Annotated in this window: 13 protein-coding genes; 9 read left to right on the top strand and 4 right to left on the bottom strand. The window is 72.2% G+C overall.

Translation table 11 applies throughout. The features are described 5' to 3' along the window. Positions 1–92: 92 nt before the first annotated feature. The 9 genes from ACFC1T_RS25950 (at position 93) to ACFC1T_RS25910 (ending at position 10,983) form a co-directional block, all read left to right on the top strand. A complete protein-coding gene (locus ACFC1T_RS25950; RefSeq protein ID WP_375892234.1) occupies positions 93–1,892 on the top strand; it encodes a thiamine pyrophosphate-requiring protein in 1,800 nt (599 codons plus the stop codon). After that, the gene (locus ACFC1T_RS25945; RefSeq protein WP_375892233.1) at positions 1,889–2,338 is read left to right on the top strand and encodes a hypothetical protein; all 450 of its coding nucleotides are present in this window, start codon (positions 1,889–1,891) and stop codon (positions 2,336–2,338) included. The genes ACFC1T_RS25950 and ACFC1T_RS25945 overlap by 4 nt, the downstream gene beginning before the upstream one ends. Then, positions 2,335–2,979, top strand: a complete 645-nt coding sequence (locus tag ACFC1T_RS25940) for a gluconate 2-dehydrogenase subunit 3 family protein (RefSeq protein ID WP_375892231.1) — start codon at positions 2,335–2,337, stop codon at positions 2,977–2,979. Before ACFC1T_RS25945 ends, ACFC1T_RS25940 begins: the two co-directional genes overlap by 4 nt. Continuing rightward, on the top strand, positions 2,976–4,745 hold the full coding sequence (locus ACFC1T_RS25935) for a GMC family oxidoreductase (RefSeq protein WP_375892229.1): 1,770 nt from the start codon (positions 2,976–2,978) through the stop codon (positions 4,743–4,745). The genes ACFC1T_RS25940 and ACFC1T_RS25935 overlap by 4 nt, the downstream gene beginning before the upstream one ends. After that, the gene (locus ACFC1T_RS25930; protein ID WP_375892228.1) at positions 4,742–5,848 is read left to right on the top strand and encodes an enolase C-terminal domain-like protein; all 1,107 of its coding nucleotides are present in this window, start codon (positions 4,742–4,744) and stop codon (positions 5,846–5,848) included. Before ACFC1T_RS25935 ends, ACFC1T_RS25930 begins: the two co-directional genes overlap by 4 nt. Positions 5,849–5,920: 72 nt before the next feature. Further along, positions 5,921–7,666, top strand: a complete 1,746-nt coding sequence (locus ACFC1T_RS25925) for a glycoside hydrolase family 15 protein (protein WP_375892227.1) — start codon at positions 5,921–5,923, stop codon at positions 7,664–7,666. A gap of 29 nt (positions 7,667–7,695) precedes the next feature. Beyond that, positions 7,696–8,712 carry an SDR family oxidoreductase gene (locus ACFC1T_RS25920; protein WP_375892226.1) on the top strand — a complete coding sequence of 339 codons (1,017 nt, stop codon included), beginning with the start codon at positions 7,696–7,698 and terminating at the stop codon, positions 8,710–8,712. Positions 8,713–8,878: 166 nt separating this feature from the next. Further along, on the top strand, positions 8,879–10,519 hold the full coding sequence (locus tag ACFC1T_RS25915) for a phytoene desaturase family protein (protein ID WP_375892224.1): 1,641 nt from the start codon (positions 8,879–8,881) through the stop codon (positions 10,517–10,519). Positions 10,520–10,548: 29 nt separating this feature from the next. Then, positions 10,549–10,983: an SRPBCC family protein gene (locus tag ACFC1T_RS25910; protein WP_375892222.1), complete on the top strand. Its 435-nt coding sequence runs from the start codon at positions 10,549–10,551 to the stop codon at positions 10,981–10,983. A 49-nt stretch (positions 10,984–11,032) separates the two neighbouring features. On the opposite strand, the gene ACFC1T_RS25905 is transcribed toward ACFC1T_RS25910, so the two are convergent. The 4 genes from ACFC1T_RS25905 to ddaH form a co-directional block, all read right to left on the bottom strand. Then, positions 11,033–11,251 (bottom strand): CDGSH iron-sulfur domain-containing protein, encoded by a 219-nt coding sequence (locus ACFC1T_RS25905; protein ID WP_375892220.1) that lies wholly within the window; start codon positions 11,249–11,251, stop codon positions 11,033–11,035. Continuing rightward, a complete protein-coding gene (locus tag ACFC1T_RS25900; RefSeq protein ID WP_375892218.1) occupies positions 11,238–11,864 on the bottom strand; it encodes a HemK2/MTQ2 family protein methyltransferase in 627 nt (208 codons plus the stop codon). The genes ACFC1T_RS25905 and ACFC1T_RS25900 overlap by 14 nt, the downstream gene beginning before the upstream one ends. A gap of 72 nt (positions 11,865–11,936) precedes the next feature. After that, positions 11,937–12,971, bottom strand: coding sequence for an iron-containing redox enzyme family protein (locus ACFC1T_RS25895; RefSeq protein ID WP_375892217.1), 1,035 nt, complete (start codon positions 12,969–12,971; stop codon positions 11,937–11,939). Next, complete coding sequence (gene ddaH / locus ACFC1T_RS25890) at positions 12,968–13,813, bottom strand: dimethylargininase (RefSeq protein ID WP_375892215.1); 846 nt, start codon at positions 13,811–13,813, stop codon at positions 12,968–12,970. Before ddaH ends, ACFC1T_RS25895 begins: the two co-directional genes overlap by 4 nt. Positions 13,814–14,356 lie beyond the last annotated feature (543 nt).

Below are 14,356 nucleotides of genomic sequence, written 5' to 3'. Positions count from 1 at the left end.
CCCGCATGCCTCACCTCGGATCCGGAGGTTTGATCCAGCCGAAGGAGGCTAGCCGTCGAACAGGGGACTTTGTCGACGCGAGGGAGATCGTTGTGTCCACGAAGGTATCCGACTACCTCCTCCAGAGGCTGCAGGAGTGGGGTGTCGAGCACGTCTTCGGCTATGCGGGTGATGGGATCAACGGTCTGCTCGCGGCGTGGGGCCGGGCGGACGACAGGCCGCAGTTCGTGCAGGCCCGGCACGAGGAGATGGCCGCGTTCGAGGCCGTCGGCTACGCCAAGTTCTCCGGCCGCGTCGGTGTGTGCGCCGCGACGTCGGGTCCGGGGGCGATTCACCTGCTGAACGGGCTGTACGACGCCAAGCTTGACCACGTCCCGGTGGTCGCGATCGTCGGCCAGACCAACCGCAGCGCGATGGGCGGCTCCTACCAGCAGGAGGTGGACCTGGCCAGCCTCTTCAAGGACGTCGCCTCCGCGTACTGCGAGATGGTGACCGTTCCCGAGCAGCTGCCGAACGTGCTGGACCGGGCGATGCGCACCTCCTACGCCCGGCGCACCGTCACCGCACTCATCATCCCGGCCGACGTCCAGGAACTGGACTACGAGGCCCCGACCCACGCCTTCAAGATGGTCCCCTCCAGCCTGGGCCACCCGCACTACGCGCCGGTACCCGCCGAGGAGGACCTGCGACGCGCGGCCGACGTGCTGAACGCCGGCCGGAAGGTCGCGGTCCTGCTCGGCCAGGGGGCACGCCACGCACGGCCACAGGTCGAGCGAATCGTCGAGATCCTCGCTGCGGGAGTGGCCAAGGCGCTGCTCGGCAAGGACGTGCTGCCCGATACGCTGCCGTACGTCACCGGCTCCATCGGGCTGCTCGGCACCCGCCCGTCGTACGAGCTGATGCGCGACTGCGACACGCTGCTGACCATCGGCTCCAGCTTTCCCTACACGCAGTTCCTGCCGGAGTTCGGCCAGGCACGCGCGGTGCAGATCGACATCGACCCGTTCATGGTCGGCCTGCGCTACCCCTTCGAGGTCAACCTGATCGGCGACTCCGCCGCCGCCCTGGACGGGCTGCTGCCGCTGCTGGAACGCAAGAGCGACCGCAGCTGGCAGGAGACGGCGGTGAAGAACGCCGCCCGCTGGTGGGAGGTCATGCAGCGTCGCGCCACGCTGGAAGCCGACCCGGTCAACCCCGAGTACGTCGTCCACGCGCTGGACGCGCTGCTGCCCGATGACGTGATGCTCAGTGCCGACTCCGGCTCCTCCGCCAACTGGTACGCCCGCCACCTGCGGATGCGCGGCGGCATGCGCGGCTCGCTGTCCGGCAACCTCGCCACCATGGGCCCCGGGGTGCCGTACGCCATCGGTGCGAAGTTCGCCCACCCCGATCGGCCGGCGATCGCGATCGTCGGAGACGGGGCGATGCAGATGAACGGCTTGGCCGAGCTGATCACCGCGGCCAAGTACTACGAGCAGTGGCAGGACCCGCGTTTGATCGTGGCGGTGCTGAACAACCGCGACCTCAACCAGGTCACCTGGGAGATGCGTGCCATGGAGGGCGCGCCGCAGTTCCTGCCCTCACAGGAACTGCCCGACATCCCCTACGCCCGTGTCGCCGAGAACTTCGGCCTGCTGGGGATCAGCGTCGACAAACCCGAACAGGTGGAGGCGGCCTGGAGCCAGGCGCTCGCCGCACAGCGGCCGTGCGTCATCGAGTTCCGCACCGACCCGGCGGTGCCGCCGATCCCTCCGCACGCCGACTGGGACCAGGTGAAGGCCACCGTGGCGTCCATGCTGCACGGCGACAGCGACCGATCCGGCATGGTCCGCCAGGGCGTCAAGGCGAAGCTGCAGGAGTTCCTGCCCGGCGGGCCCAAGGAGGACAAGTGATCGTCCGCCCTGAGGGCCTGGTGGCTCGTGGCCTGGAGAACGTGCGCACCGGCCGCTTCCAGCAGGCCCTCGCCCTGGCCACCGCGGTGGGCGCGGTGGTCACCGCCGCCGAGATCTACCTCGAACACGACCGGGCGAGTTTCGGCAACCGGGTGATGTGGTGGCCCGTGGTCCTCGGCCCGGTCGGTGCCGTGGCCGGCGTCGCCGGAGCCCTGGACGAGCGACTCGCCCGCACGCTGCTGCCGCTGGCCTCCGCCGCGATCACCGCCAACGGCATCCAAGGCACCTACCTGCATCTGCGCGGTATCGCCCGCAAGCCGGGCGGCTGGCGGATGGCCCGCTACAACATCGAGATGGGCCCGCCGATGCTGGCGCCCGCGCTGATGAGCATGGTCGGCGGCATGGGCCTGGTAGCCGCCGTGCTGCGCCGGGAGAACAGCGCATGACCGCACAGCCGTCCTCCAGTCGCTTTCCCGGGTACGACGTGCTCGCGCAGTCCCGGCACTGGGACCGGGCGACCCAGGGCGTGGTCCTGGGCCGTATCGGGCCGCAGCCCGCCCTGCGGTTCTTCACCCCGGCCGAGCAGGCCACCGCGGGCGCCCTCTTCGACCGGCTCCTCGACCTGGGAGACGACAGCCCCAGGGTGCCGGTGCTGGAGATGGTGGACGCCAGGCTCGCCGAACTCCAGACCGACGGTTGGCGCTACGAGGACATGCCGCCCGACGACCAGGCCTGGCGTCGCTCCCTGGCGGCCCTCGACCTGGACGCCGAACGTCACGAGGCCGCCGACGGTTTCGCGGCGCTTCCCAGGGAGCGCCAGGCCGTGTGTGTGCAGGCGGTGCAGGACCTCCACGGCAAGCCGTGGCACGGGCTTCCCGCCAGGCACGTGTGGAGCCTGTGGACGCGCTACGCCTGCACCGCGTACTACGCGCACCCGCACACGTGGAGCGAGATCGGCTTCGGGGGCCCCGCCTACCCGCGCGGCTACCTACGCCTGGGCGTCAACGCGCGAGAGCCCTGGGAGATCGCCGACCGGCGCCCGGACGAGGACCCCGTCGCCAGGACCACGGGCGGGGAGGACGAGTGACGGACCAACCGCCCGGCGCGCACCCCGGCAGTCCCGATCCCGGCCGCCATTCCGTGTTCCGCGCCGCCCGCGACACCCTGCGGCTGACGGCCCGCTCCCAGCGCCGGGTACGGGAGCGCAACGAGTCCGCGTGGCTGCTTCCCGACGACGGGGCCCGCTTCGACCAGCAACTCGTCCGCGACATGCGCCGCTTCGCCGACGCGGACGAGGTCGACCTGGTCATCGTCGGCTGCGGCGCGGGCGGCAGCGTCCTGGCTCAGCGGATGGCCCGGCACGGCTGGAGCGTCGTCGTGCTGGAGGCCGGCCCGTTCTGGAACCCCGACACCGACTGGGTCAGCGACGAAGCCGGATCCCACCACCTGTACTGGACCGAGCCGCGCGTCATCTCCGGCGCGGACCCGGTGCCGATGGGCTCCAACAATTCCGGGCGCGGCGTCGGCGGCTCCATGGTCCACTACGCCGGCTACACCCCCCGCTTCCACCCCTCCGACTTCCGCACCCACACCCAGGACGGCGTCGGCGCCGACTGGCCGCTGGCCTACGGAGATCTCAAACCCTCCTACGAGCGAATCGAAGAAGAACTGCCCGTCGCCGGCCAGTACTGGCCCTGGGGCGACCCGCACGCCTACCCCCACGCCCCGCACCCCGTCGGCGGCAACGGCGAGATCCTCCTGCGCGGCGCAGCCGCCCTGGGCATCGAGGCCCGCGTCGGCCCCGTCGCCATCACCAACGGCCGCTTCGGCAACCGACCGCACTGCGTCTACCGCGGCTTCTGCCTGCAGGGCTGCAAGGTCAACGCCAAGGCGTCACCACTGATCACCCACATCCCCGACGCGCTCGCCCACGGAGCGGAGATCCGCTCCGACGCCATGGCCACCCGAGTCGAGACCGACCCCAACGGGCAACTGGCCACCGGAGTACGGTACATGCGCGGCGGACGCGAACACCTCCAGCGGGCCCGCACCGTCGCCGTGGCCGGATACTCCATCGAAACGCCGCGCCTGCTCCTCAACTCCGCCAGCGCCCGCTTCCCCGACGGCCTGTGCAACGACCACGACCTGGTCGGCCGCTACCTCATGGTGCAGGGCGCCCCGCAGACCGCGGGCCGCTTCACCGAGGAGATCCGCGCCTACAAGGCCCCGCCGCCCGAAGTCTCCACCGAGGCTTTCTACGAGACCGATCGGGCCAAGCCCTACCGGCGCGGCTTCTCCATCCAGACCGTCTCCCCGCTGCCCATCACCTGGGCCGAACACGTCGCCGCCCAGGGCCACTGGGGCCGCGACCTGCGCCGCTACATGGACGACTACATCCACTGGGCCACCCTCGGAGCCCTGTGCGAACTTCTCCCGCAACACCACAACCGCGTCACCCTCGCCGACGAGCACGACCGCTACGGCCTGCCCGTCGCCGACTTCTCCTACACCCAGTGCGACAACGACCGCCAACTGATCAAGGCCGCCACCGGCGTCATGGAGCAGCTCCTGCGCGCCGCGGGCGCCGGCGAGGTGATGACCATCGACCGCTACGCCCACCTCGTCGGCGGCTGCCGCATGGCCGACAGCCCGGAGCGCGGCGTCGTCGACGCCGACCTGCGGACCTTCGCGGTGCGGAACCTGCTGATCACCGACGGCAGCGTGATGCCGACCCAGGGCAGCGCCAACCCCGCGCTGACCATCATGGCCCTGGTCGACCGCGCCTCCAACCGCCTTGCCGCCGGCGGGCGCAGCGGACTGCGCGCCCCCCGGACCCAGGAGGCGACACCGTGACGGATCCACGGATCGACAGCCTCGACGTCCGCGTCTACACCATCCCCACCGACGCCCCCGAAGCCGACGGCACCATCACCTGGGACGCCGCGACGATGGTCCTCGTCCACGCCGCCAGCGGCGCCACCACCGGTCTCGGCTGGACCTACGGGGCCGCAGCCGCCGGTGAGGTGATCCGCCGGCAACTCGCCCCCACCGTCGTCGGACGATGCGCGCTGGACATCCCCGGCTGCAACGAGGCCATGCACCGCGCCGTGCGCAACATCGGCGCGCCGGGCCTGGTGGCCGGCGCGACGTCCGCCGTGGACATCGCCCTGTGGGACCTCAAGGCCCGCCTGCTCGACCTGCCTCTGGTCCGCCTCCTGGGAGCCAGCCGCACCCACGTGCCCGTCTACGGAAGCGGCGGATTCACCACCTACAGCACGAACATGATGGAGCGTCAGCTCGGCGACTGGGTCCACGGACAGCACATCCCCCGCGTGAAGATCAAAATCGCGCAATCGTGGGGCGCCCAAGAAGCCCGCGATCTCGCCCGCATCCGCCAGGCCCGCAGGACCGTCGGCACCGACTGCGAGCTGTACGTCGACGCCAACGGCGGCTACACCCGCAAGCAGGCCGTCCGGGTCGCGGCCGCCTTCGCCGACCAGGACGTCCGCTGGTTCGAGGAGCCCGTATCCTCCGACGACCTGCCCGGCCTGCGGCAGATCCGTGACGCGGTGCTGCCTGACGTGGCAGCCGGCGAGTACGGCTACGACCTGCCCTACCTGACCCGGATGGCAGCGGGCCAGGCCGTCGACTGCCTCCAGGCCGACGCCACGCGCTGCGGTGGCATCACCGTCTGGCTGCGCGCGGCCGCCGTCGCCCAAGGCCACGGACTTCACCTCTCGGGGCACTGCGCCCCCCACGTCCACGCCCACGCGGCAGCCGCCGTCCCCAACCTGCGCCACCTGGAGTGGTTCCACGACCACGTCCGGATCGAGAACCTGTTCTTCGACGGCACCCTCGACCCCGCCGGCGGCACCGTCACCCCCGGCCGGGACGGCGCCCCCGGCCACGGCCTGACCCTCATCGACCAGCACGCCGACCCGTACCGGACCGGCTGACACGCGGCGGCCGCACGGATCACGAGCGAACGGAGGCACGGCACGGTGGCGGGCAACGGACAGGCGTCGGACGTGACGGAATTCCCCCTGCACGTCCTGCGGGAGTACGCCCTGCTGGCGGACGGCGAGCGCGGGGCCCTGATCGGTCCCCGCGGTGACGTCGCCTGGATGTGCGCGCCGCGCTGGGACTCGGAGGCGGTGTTCTCCACACTCATCGGAGGCGGCGGCGTGTACGCCGTGACACCCGTCGAGGAGCCCTTCGTCTGGGGCGGATCCTACGAGGACGCCACCCTGATCTGGCGCAGCCGCTGGGTCACCACCTCCCAGGTCGTCGAATGCCGCGAAGCCCTGGCCTTCCCCGCAGACCCGCACACCGCCCGGATCCTGCGCCGGGTCCAGGCCGTGGACGGCGACACCCGGGTGCGGGTGGTCCTCGACCCGCGCGCGGGCTTCGGGCGCTACCGGATCAGCCGCCTGCGGCGCCGGGACCATACCTGGACGGCCCGCTGCGGGCCCCTGTACCTGCGCTGGAGCGGGCTGCCCGAAGCGGCCGAGCGGACACGGGGCGGCCTGCACGCCGTCATCACCGTCCCCGACGGTGCACACCGCGACCTGGTCCTGGAAATCTCCGACCAGTCCCTGCCGGACCACCTACCGGAGCCTGACCAGGCCTGGTCGGCCACGACCGAATCCTGGCGGCAGGCGGTGCCCGCGATCACCGGGACCATCGCCGACCGCGACGCCCGGCACGCCTACACCGTGCTCCGGGGACTCACCAGCCACGGCGGAGGCATGGTCGCCGGCGCCACCATGAGCCTGCCCGAGCGGGCGGAGGCGGGCCGCAACTACGACTACCGCTACGCCTGGATCCGCGACCAGTGCTTCACCGGGCAGGCAGTGGCCGATCACGGCCCGCACCCGCTGCTCGACGACGCGCTCAGCTTCGTCACCGAACGCGTACTGGCCGACGGACCGAACCTCAAACCCGCCTACACCGTCACCGGAGGCCCGGTTCCCGACGAGCGCTCTCTCAGCCTGAGGGGATACCCCGGGGGAGCGGACAAGGTCGGCAACTGGGTCAACCGCCAGTTCCAACTCGACGCTCTCGGCGAGGTGCTGGCACTGTTCGCCGCCGCAGCACGCCACGACCACCTCCAGAGCGAACACTGGCGGGCCGTGGAGACCACGGTGGCCGCGATCGTCGAACGCGGCCACGAACCGGACGCCGGAATCTGGGAACTGGACAACCACCGCTGGGCCCACTCCCGGCTGACCTGTGTCGCGGGTCTTCGGGCGATCTCCGCCCACGCTGGCGCCGCGCAGGGCGCCCAGTGGACCCGCCTGGCGGACCGGATCCTGGCCGACACCGCTGCCGAGTGCCTGCACCCCAGCGGCCGCTGGCAGCGCGCCCCCGACGACGAACGAGTGGACGCCGCACTGCTCATCCCCGCGATCGGCGGTGCCGTCCCCGACCGTGACCCGCGCACCCAGGCCACCCTGGCAGCCGTGCTGGCCGAGCTCGGCCAGGAAGGCTACGTCTACCGCTTCCGACAGGACCGGCGGCCACTGGAGGAGACCGAGGGCGCGTTCCTGCTCTGCGGCTTCATCACCAGCCTGGCCCTGCACCAGCAGGGCCGCGAGGTTGAGGCGAACCGCTGGTTCGAACGCAACCGCGCCGCCTGCGGAACACCCGGCCTCTTCGCCGAGGAGTACGACGTCCTCCAGCGCCAGCTGCGCGGCAACCTGCCCCAGGCCTTCGTCCACGCGATGCTGCTGGAGACCGCCCACCGGCTCGCCACCCCCTGGCCCGGACACTGACCCCTCACCTCGCTGACCCGGAGAATCCCATGAGCAGCCCTCAGGCCGGACAGGTCGTCGTCGTCACCGGAGCCAGCGGCGGCATCGGACGCGCCACCGCGCAGGCCTTCGCCGCCCGCAAAGCCAAGGTCGCACTCCTCGCCCGCGGAGAGGCGGGACTGGCCGGCGCAGCAGCAGACGTCGAAAGGCTCGGCGGACAAGCCCTGCCGATCCCCACCGACATGGCCGACCCGGAGCAGGTGGAGGCAGCGGCCGCTCACGTGGAGGAGGCGCTCGGGCCGATCGACGTATGGGTCAACGTCGCCTTCACTTCGGTGTTCGCACAGTTCACCGACATCACACCCGCCGAGTACAAGCGGGTGACCGAGGTCAGCTACCTCGGATACGTCTACGGCACCATGGCCGCCCTCAAACGCATGCAGGCACGCGACGCAGGAACGATCGTGCACGTCGGCTCCGCCCTCGCCTACCGGGGCATCCCCCTGCAGAGCGCCTACTGCGGATCCAAGCACGCCATCCAGGGCTTCCACGAAGCCCTGCGCTGCGAACTGCTCCACCACCACAGCAACGTGCACACCACCATGGTGCAGATGCCCGCCGTCAACACCCCCCAGTTCGACTGGGTGCTCTCCCGGCTGCCCAAACCCGCCCAGCCCGTCCCGCCGATCTACCAACCCGAAGTGGCCGCCCGCGCCGTGGTGTACGCGGCCGACCACCCCCACCGCCGGGAGTACTGGGTCGGCGCCAGCACCGCGGCCACCCTCATCGCCAACGCCGTCGCCCCCGGCATGCTGGACCGCTACCTGGCCAGGACCGGGTTCTCCTCCCAGCAGGACGACCGCCCCCAGGCCAAGGACCACCCCACCAACCTGTGGGAACCCGCCGACGGCAAGCACGGCCACGACTACACCGCCCACGGCAGCTTCGACGCCCGCTCCACCCGCCGCAGCCCACAGCTGTGGGCCTCCCAGCACCACGCCACCATCGCCCTCGCCGCGGCGACCACGCTGCTTGCGGCGGCGGCCATCCGACGGAGGCGCCGATGAACTCCTGCCTCGCCCGCCACCTCGCGCAGCCCCCGCCCGGCGCGGACAGCACCCGCCACCCGCCCGGGTGAGCCGGAACCAGGGGCCGCTGGCCGCCCGCCGAGCCGCCCCGCCCGGCGCTGGGTACCGTGAGATCTCGTGGGGCCGTGGCAGCGAAGGAGCGAACATGGCTGACGCGATCGTGATCGGCGCCGGACCGAACGGACTGGTGGCAGCCAACGTCCTCGCCGACGCAGGCTGGCAGGTCGAGGTCCTCGAAGCCCAGCCCCAGCCCGGCGGAGCCGTCCGCAGCGACCGCGCCCTGGACCCCGCGTTCATCAACGACCTGTTCAGCTCCTTCTACCCCCTGGCCAAGGCATCTCCCGCCATCGCGGCCCTGCACCTGGAGCAGCACGGACTGGCGTGGAGCCACGCCCCCACCGTCCTCGCGCACCCCCTCGCAGACGGCCGCTGCGCGACCCTCCACCGTGGCCCCGCCGCCACGCGCGACGAAATGGCGGCCGTCTTCGGCGCGCCCGACGCGGCAGCGTGGGAGCGGCTCACAGCGCTGTGGCAGACCCTGCACCCCCATCTGCTGCGCAGCCTCTTCACCCCCTTCCCGCCGATCAGAGCGACCGCCGCGATGGCAGCCCGGCTCCGGCCGGCGGGCATCCTGCGGACCGCTCGCTTCATGACCCTGCCGGTCCGCCGGCTGGCAGAAGAGGAGTTCACCGAACCTGGCGCCGGCCTGCTGCTGGCCGGCTGCGCCCTGCACGCCGACCTCCTCCCCGAGGCCGCCGGCAGCGCGGCGTTCGGCTGGCTGATGGCGATGCTCGGCCAGCAGGTCGGCTGGCCCGTACCGGTCGGCGGCTCCACCAGCCTCACCGACGCCCTCGTGCGCCGGCTCGAATCACGTGGCAGCCGGGTCCACTGCAGCCAGCGCGCCGAGGAGGTGATCGTCCGCGGCGGAAAGGCCTTGGGCGTGCGCACCGCCGACGGCCAGTGCTACCGCGCCCGCCGAGCCGTACTCGCAGATGTCGCCGCCACCGCACTCTACGGCGGGCTCGTCGGCTGGGAGCACCTCCCGCCGGGGCTGCGCCAGGACCTGCGCCGCTTCCAGTGGGACTTCTCCACCTTCAAGGTTGACTGGGCACTGTCGGGCCCCATTCCGTGGGCGGCGCCACAGGCCGCGGACGCCGGCACCGTCCACCTGGGAGCGGACCTGGACGAACTCAGCGACTACGCCCACCAGGTCACCACCGGCCGTCTTCCCCGCCGCCCGTTCGCGTTGCTGGGGCAGATGACGACGGCCGACGCCTCCCGGTCACCCGCCGGAACGCAGTCGGCCTGGGCCTACACCCACGTCCCGCGAAGGATCGCCTCCGACCTCGGCGACGATGCCATCACCGGAACCTGGGACGCGCGCGAGGGCGAGGCCATGGCGCAGCGACTGGAACGCCAGGTGGAACGCTTCGCCCCCGGCTTCCGGGAGCTGGTCACCGCCCGCAGGATCCTGTCCCCGCCCGTGCTCCAAGGCCTGGACGAGAACCTCGTGGGCGGAGCACTGAACGGCGGCACCAGCGCCATCCACCAGCAGTTCGTCTTCCGGCCCACTCCCGGCACCGGCAGGCCCGAGGGACCGATCGAGCACCTCTACCTCGCCTCCGCCTCCGCCCACCCCGGCGGCGGCGTGCACGGCGCGTGCGGCGCCAACGCCGCCCGCGCCGCACTGCGTTCCCACCGCCTCCTGGCCGGGCGGATCCTGTCACCTGGTCTCAGCGCAGCCCAGCGGCTGCTCAGCGGTGGCCCGCGACCCGGGCCCCGCTGAGCAGCCGCTACGCGAGAGGGACGGCACACATGGCACAACGTCAGCAGCTGATCGAATGCCCGCCCAGCCAGGTCTGGGACATCCTGGCGGACGGACAGCACTACGCCGAGTGGGTGGTGGGCACCAAGGAGATCCTGCACACCGACCGCGACTGGCCCGCGGTCGGCGCCTCGCTCCGCTTCCGCGTGGGACTGGGACCGCTGACCTTCGACGACACCTGCGTGGTCCGGATCTGCGAGACCCGGCAGCGGCTGGAACTGGAGGCCAAGGCCGAACCGTTCGGGACCGCCAGAATCGCCTTCACCCTGATTCCCTGGGCCGACCACACCCTCGTCATCCTCGACGAACACCCCCTGCGCGGGCTGGGAGCCCGCCTCCACGGACCACCGATCGAGCTGGCCCTGCACCTTCGCAACCGCCATCTGCTCACCAACCTGGCCCGCAACGCCACCCACGGACAGTAGTCACGGAACCGGGCTGACCGCGAGCCGCGAAGCCGGGCGGAGGGCACGCTCAGGTGCTCGCCGGCCGGCTCTCGTCACGGTTGCGGTGGCTGGTGTCGCAGAACGGGTAGCGGCGACTGCGGCGGCAGGTGCACAGCGCGACCACCGGGCGGTCGGCCCGGATGCTCCGGCCGTCGGGGAGCACGATCTCCACTGGGCCGTCGACCAGCACCGGGCCGGTGCCCGTCAGCCGCAGTCGGGGGACGGGCCGCTCGTCAGGCCCGGACACCGCGCACCACCACCAGGGTCTCCGTCCGCTCGCCGGGGGCGATCAGTCCGCGTTCTTCGAACCAACCGGCCCGCTGCGACATGACCGGCCCGAACGGCTGGGTCGCGGCCGCCACCACGCCGGCCCGCAGCCCGGCCCGGTGCAGGGCGAGGACGGTCGAGGCCGGGTCCGCCAGGCAGGACTGCACGATCAGGAGCACACCACCGGTGGTCAGCAGTCGAGGCACCTGCCGGCAGATCCGGTCGAGCAGCAGCCGCCCGGTCGGTCCGGCGTCCCAGGCCCGCGCGATGCCGCGTGGGGGTGTCCGGTCCAGGGCCGAGGGCACGTAGGGCGGATTGGAGACGATGAACTCGAAGCTGCGACGGGCGACCGGAGAGATCAGGTCGCCGTGCCGGAGCGTGAGGTGCCGGTGGTGAAGCCGGGCGTTCGCCCAAGCGGTCGCCAACGCGAGCCGGGACAGGTCCACACCCGTCACCACCGCGCCGAGCTCTGCGGCGGCCAGCGCTACCGCGCCGCTGCCGGTGCCGAGGTCGAGCAGCCTGGATCCGGGCTCCGGCCGCTCACGGCGCAGTGCCTCGATGAGGAGCGAGGTGTCGCCCTGGGCGGGATACACACCAGGAGGTCGCAGGAGAAGCATGGTATAGCGGGTGCCCACTTCGGCCGTTTTGATCCATCATGCTCAGGATTACGCCCCGAGTGCGGGCGCTCCTTCCAGGGGCGTGCGAAGAGAGCTTCGGCCGTGCCGCCAGCAGCCGAGCAGATGGGAGCCGAACCGCTCCTCCACGGCGGCGGTGGCGGCGATGCCGAACGCGATGTCCGGGCCCAGCGACGGGTCGCCCTCGACCAGCGGCATGATGACCGTTCGGCGTACGAGCTGCTCGTGGACGGCGTCGGCCAGCACGTGCTCGCGGTAGAACAGGGTCCCCGCCGGTGAGGCGCCCAGGCGCTCCAGCGCTGCGGCGAGCCGGGCCGCGCCGGGCGGCGAGGTGATCTCCACCGCCGCGAACTGGCCGACCAGCGCGCCGCGAAGTGATCGGTGCAGGCCGAACAGCGACATCAGGTTGACCACCGCCAGCGCCGGAGCGGGGACGGTGTCGAGATAGCGCCCGTAGCCCGGATCCAGACCGAAGTCCGCCATCATCTCGGCGAACAGTTGGGCGTGGGCCCGCTCGGGGTGGCCGGCGCCGTACTCGTCGTACTGCACCGCGACCAGCGCTGCCTTGGCCGGGTTCGGCAGGCGCGGCACCACCCACATCTGTGGGTCCGCCTCTTTCAGATGGTAGAGCGAGCGGTGCGCCAGGTACTCGCACACCTGCCAGCGCTGCCCGCTGTCGAGCAGGTGGCGGGACGCGCCGGTGCCGGCCGTGTCGTCGGCCAACAGTGCGGCCAGGGCCCGGGCCAACGGCGGCGGGGCGCCGGCCTCCCGCCGCACGGCGGTGAGGAACGCGTGCTCCAGCGCGGACCGTACGGTCAGCAGCGCGGGGTGCCACTCCCATTCGGGGTCGACCTCGGCGAAGCCCCGGTAGTGCAGCTCGTAGCAGGTGTAGAGGCCCAACTGCAGGTCCTCGCCCCAGGGATCGCCGAGCGGTGGCCGCGCGATCCGGGAAGCCGGTGCGGGGGCGGTGCGCAGCGCGTCGAGGACCGCGGCGCTGACCGGTCCGCGTGGGCGCGGCAGGATCGGCGCCGGTGCGGTGGCGATGGTGCGGTGGGGCAGGGTCACGGCCGCTCCCGGGATGCCGGGTGGAGCTCCAGAACGCAGCACTTCGGGCCGCCCCCGGCCTTGAGCAGCTCGGGCAGCCGTACGCCGATGGGGACGAAGCCCTCCGCGTGCAGCCGCGCGGCCAGGCCGCGGGCGGCCTCGGTCAGCAGGACGTGGCGGCCGTCGCTGACCGCGTTCAGCCCGAGCACGGACGCGTCCTCGTCGGTGGCCAGGATCGCCCGGGGAAAGAGCTCCCGCAGGGTGCGGTTGCTCTCGGGGGTGAAGGCCGCCGGGTAGTACATGACCTGGTCCTCGCTCAGCACGGCCAGCGCCGTGTCCAGGTGGTAGTAGCGCGGATCGGTCAGCCGCAGGCTCACGACCCGCCGGCCGAACGCCCGCTCCGCTTCATGGTGGGCGGCCGCGCTGGTCCGCGGGCCTGAGCCGGCCAGGACCCGGCCGCCGACCGGCAGGAAGTCGCCCTGGCCCTCGTTCGGCAAGCGGGCGACCCTCGGCCGGTAACCCGCCCGGTGGAACCAGGCCCGGTGCGCGGCCGCCTCCGGCGCCCGCTCGGGGTACCGGAACCGGGCGACCAGTACCCGGCCGTCCACCACCGAGGCCCCGTTGGCGGCGAACACCATGTCGGGCAGCCGCGGCCGGGCAGCGATGGTCTCCACCCGGTGCCCCAGCTCGCGCAGCGTGTCGCGAAGCGTCTGCCACTGCTGCAGTGCTGCGCTGCTGTCCACCGGGCGGCTGGGGTCCATCCAGGGATTGATCGCGTACTCGACCGCGAAGTAGGTGGGCGGGCACAGCAGGTAGCTCCGGCGCACCGCGTCACGGCGCGGGACTGTGGTGGTGGTGGTCATCGGTTCCTCCTGGTCTGTCCGCTGTGAGGTCGGGCCCTGCGGCCGGTCGGGCGACAGCGTCTGATAACGGCGCCTGTCCAGCGATCCGCGAGACCTGGGCGTGGTGCTGGGCGGAAGGAGCATTCAACCGGGTCGGCCGGAGTTTTTTCGTGGAGGTTCTGTCTCTGGGCTGCCCCGAGGATCCGCGATGCCGTCCGTCCTGTTCTCCACGCTCACCTCCGCGCTTGTCACGGTCACACCCGCGCTTACCCGGTGCCTCGGTCCCCAGACGCGGGCGAGGGCGGACAATCGGCAATCCTGCTGGCCGACCGACTGGCGACTTCGTCGCGCGGGGCGCGAATCGCGCCGCTGCGGTGGGAATCCGGTGCGACGTCCCACTGGAAGAGCCGCCCGGCGTCGTACAGAAGCCGGGCATCCCAAGGAGCGGGGCAGGGACGCCCTGGAACGGCGCACGGGGACGCGTTTGGGGCCGGTGTCGCTGGTCTCGGACCGGTCCGTCTCGGACCGGTCCGGCCTTGTCGGCCGGACCGGCTCGGTGGAGCG

This window comes from Kitasatospora sp. NPDC056076 (genome assembly GCF_042266305.1).
Classification (GTDB): domain Bacteria; phylum Actinomycetota; class Actinomycetes; order Streptomycetales; family Streptomycetaceae; genus Kitasatospora.
The sequence above is the reverse complement of the archived record's forward strand: the minus strand, read 5'-3'. Positions and strand labels throughout refer to the sequence as shown.

What these genes read in the sequence shown, in the direction of transcription:
- ddaH (WP_375892215.1), bottom strand. Translation starts at nt 13,813, where the DNA reads ATGACCACCACCACCACAGTCCCGCGCCGTGACGCGGTGCGCCGGAGC.
- ACFC1T_RS25910 (WP_375892222.1), top strand. Translation starts at nt 10,549, where the DNA reads ATGGCACAACGTCAGCAGCTGATCGAATGCCCGCCCAGCCAGGTCTGG.
- ACFC1T_RS25920 (WP_375892226.1), top strand. Translation starts at nt 7,696, where the DNA reads ATGAGCAGCCCTCAGGCCGGACAGGTCGTCGTCGTCACCGGAGCCAGC.
- ACFC1T_RS25940 (WP_375892231.1), top strand. Translation starts at nt 2,335, where the DNA reads ATGACCGCACAGCCGTCCTCCAGTCGCTTTCCCGGGTACGACGTGCTC.
- ACFC1T_RS25915 (WP_375892224.1), top strand. Translation starts at nt 8,879, where the DNA reads ATGGCTGACGCGATCGTGATCGGCGCCGGACCGAACGGACTGGTGGCA.